At 56.9% G+C, this 3,383-nt stretch carries 2 rRNA genes; both read right to left on the bottom strand.

Annotated elements, in window-relative coordinates:
• Positions 1 to 2 precede the first annotated feature (2 nt).
• Positions 3 to 119 (bottom strand): 5S ribosomal RNA (rrf, locus tag ACSNN9_RS28170).
• An 85-nt stretch (positions 120 to 204) separates the two neighbouring features.
• Positions 205 to 3,313, bottom strand: a 23S ribosomal RNA gene (locus ACSNN9_RS28175).
• Positions 3,314 to 3,383 lie beyond the last annotated feature (70 nt).

Genomic DNA, 3,383 nt, shown 5'->3' on the forward strand with positions numbered 1-3,383 from the left:
TTGTCCGGCGGTGTCCTACTCTCCCACACCCTCCCGAGTGCAGTACCATCGGCGCTGGAGGGCTTAGCTTCCGGGTTCGGAATGTAACCGGGCGTTTCCCCTCCGCCATGACCGCCGTAACTCTATCGATATGTCAAACAACACCCACACACGGGGTCTGTTGTTCGTTCATCGAGAGTTGCACAGTGGACGCGTAGCAGCTTAGTAGTCAAGTCCTCGGCCTATTAGTACCGGTCAACTGAACCCGTTACCGGGCTTACATTTCCGGCCTATCAACCCAGTCGTCTAGCTGGGGGCCTTACCCCACCAAAGGTGGGTGGGATACCTCATCTTGAAGCGAGCTTCCCGCTTAGATGCTTTCAGCGGTTATCCCTTCCGAACGTAGCTAACCAGCCGTGCCCCTGGCGGGACAACTGGCACACCAGAGGTTCGTCCGTCCCGGTCCTCTCGTACTAGGGACAGCCCTTCTCAAGTATCCTACGCGCACGGCGGATAGGGACCGAACTGTCTCACGACGTTCTAAACCCAGCTCGCGTACCGCTTTAATGGGCGAACAGCCCAACCCTTGGGACCTGCTACAGCCCCAGGATGCGACGAGCCGACATCGAGGTGCCAAACCATCCCGTCGATATGGACTCTTGGGGAAGATCAGCCTGTTATCCCCGGGGTACCTTTTATCCGTTGAGCGACACCGCTTCCACTCGCAAGTGCCGGATCACTAGTCCCGACTTTCGTCCCTGCTCGACCTGTCAGTCTCACAGTCAAGCTCCCTTGTGTACTTGCACTCAACACCTGATTGCCAACCAGGCTGAGGGAACCTTTGGGCGCCTCCGTTACCCTTTAGGAGGCAACCGCCCCAGTTAAACTACCCACCAGACACTGTCCCTGAACCGGATAACGGTCCGAAGTTAGATACCCAAATCAACCAGAGTGGTATTTCAAGATTGCCTCCACCCATACTGGCGTATGGACTTCACCGGCTCCCACCTATCCTACACAAGCTAATTCGGATACCAATGTCAAGCTATAGTAAAGGTCCCGGGGTCTTTCCGTCCTGCCGCGCGTAACGAGCATCTTTACTCGTAATGCAATTTCGCCGGGCCTGTGGTTGAGACAGTGGGGAAGTCGTTACGCCATTCGTGCAGGTCGGAACTTACCCGACAAGGAATTTCGCTACCTTAGGATGGTTATAGTTACCACCGCCGTTTACTGGCGCTTAAGTTCTCCGCTTCGCCCCGAAGAGCTAACAGGTCCCCTTAACGTTCCAGCACCGGGCAGGCGTCAGTCCATATACATCGAATTACTTCTTCGCATGGACCTGTGTTTTTAGTAAACAGTCGCTTCCCCCTGCTCTCTGCGGCCATACAACGCTCCACCCGCGCGGGGCTTCACGTCTCCGGCCCCCCTTCTCCCTAAGTTACGGGGGCAATTTGCCGAGTTCCTTAACCACAGTTCGCCCGATCGCCTCGGTATTCTCTACCTGACCACCTGTGTCGGTTTGGGGTACGGGCCGCTAAGAACTCGCTAGAGGCTTTTCTCGGCAGCATAGGATCACTGACTTCACCTGAATCGGCTCGGCATCACGTCTCAGCCTTCATGTGTTGCGGATTTGCCTACAACACGGCCTACACGCTTACCCCGGCACAACCACCGGCCGGGCTCAGCTACCTTCCTGCGTCACCCCATCGCTTGACTACTACCCGCCAGGTTCCCACGCTCCCCAACCTTGATCCGAAGACCGCAGCTGGTTCGGGTGGTTAGCACAACGAGGTTCATCAGGGACGCTCTTTCGCGGGTACGGGAATATCAACCCGTTGTCCATCGACTACGCCTCTCGGCCTCGCCTTAGGTCCCGACTCACCCAGGGCGGATTAGCCTGGCCCTGGAACCCTTGGTCATCCGGCGGAAGGGTTTCTCACCCTTCTTTCGCTACTCATGCCTGCATTCTCACTCGTGCCGCGTCCACAACTGGGTCACCCCGCTGCTTCACCCCCGGCACGACGCTCCCCTACCCATCCACACACCTGCACAAGGAATCACGTCCAAGCAAGGTAAAAATGTGAATGCCACAGCTTCGGCGGTGTGCTTGAGCCCCGCTACATTGTCGGCGCGGAACCACTTGACCAGTGAGCTATTACGCACTCTTTAAAGGGTGGCTGCTTCTAAGCCAACCTCCTGGTTGTCTATGCGACCCCACATCCTTTTCCACTTAGCACACGCTTAGGGGCCTTAGCTGGTGATCTGGGCTGTTTCCCTCTCGACTACGAAGCTTATCCCCCGCAGTCTCACTGCCGCGCTCTCACTTACCGGCATTCGGAGTTTGGCTGATTTCGGTAAGCTTGTGGGCCCCCTAGACCATCCAGTGCTCTACCTCCGGCAAGAAACACGCGACGCTGCACCTAAATGCATTTCGGGGAGAACCAGCTATCACGGAGTTTGATTGGCCTTTCACCCCTAACCACAGGTCATCCCCCAACTTTTCAACGTTGGTGGGTTCGGCCCTCCACGCGGTCTTACCCGCGCTTCAGCCTGCCCATGGCTAGATCACTCCGCTTCGGGTCTAGGACACGCGACTGAACGCCCTATTCAGACTCGCTTTCGCTACGGCTCCCCCACACGGGTTAACCTCGCCACATGCCACTAACTCGCAGGCTCATTCTTCAAAAGGCACGCCGTCACCCCGCAAGGCTCCGACGGATTGTAGGCGAACGGTTTCAGGTACTATTTCACTCCCCTCCCGGGGTACTTTTCACCATTCCCTCACGGTACTCGTCCGCTATCGGTCACCAGGAAGTATTTAGGCTTACCAGGTGGTCCTGGCAGATTCACGGCAGATTACAGGGGTCCGCCGCTACTCGGGAACACCCACAGAAGACCAGCCACTTTCACCTACCGGACTCTCACCGCCTACGGTCAGCCATTCCAGACTGTTCGGCTAGCAACTGGCTTTGTAACTTCTCGAACAAGTGTCAGCTTGTCCAGCAGGGTCCCACAACCCCAACCACGCAACCCCTGACAGGTATCACACGCAGCCGGTTTAGCCTCAATCCGCTTTCGCTCGCCACTACTCACGGAATCACTATTTGTTTTCTCTTCCTACGGGTACTGAGATGTTTCACTTCCCCGCGTTCCCCCCACACACCCTATGTGTTCAGGTGTGGGTGACTGGACATGACTCCAGCCAGGTTTCCCCATTCGGACACCCTGGGATCACAGCTTGGTTGACAGCTCCCCCAGGCCTATCGCGGCCTCCCACGTCCTTCATCGGCTCCTGGTGCCAAGGCATCCACCGTTCGCCCTTGACAACTTGACCACAAAGATGCTCGCGTCCACTGTGCAATTCTCAACAAACGACCAACCCACAACCCACAAGCCCCACACCA

Origin of the sequence: Micromonospora sp. URMC 107 (genome assembly GCF_051386315.1) — a bacterium.
Lineage (GTDB): Bacteria > Actinomycetota > Actinomycetes > Mycobacteriales > Micromonosporaceae > Micromonospora.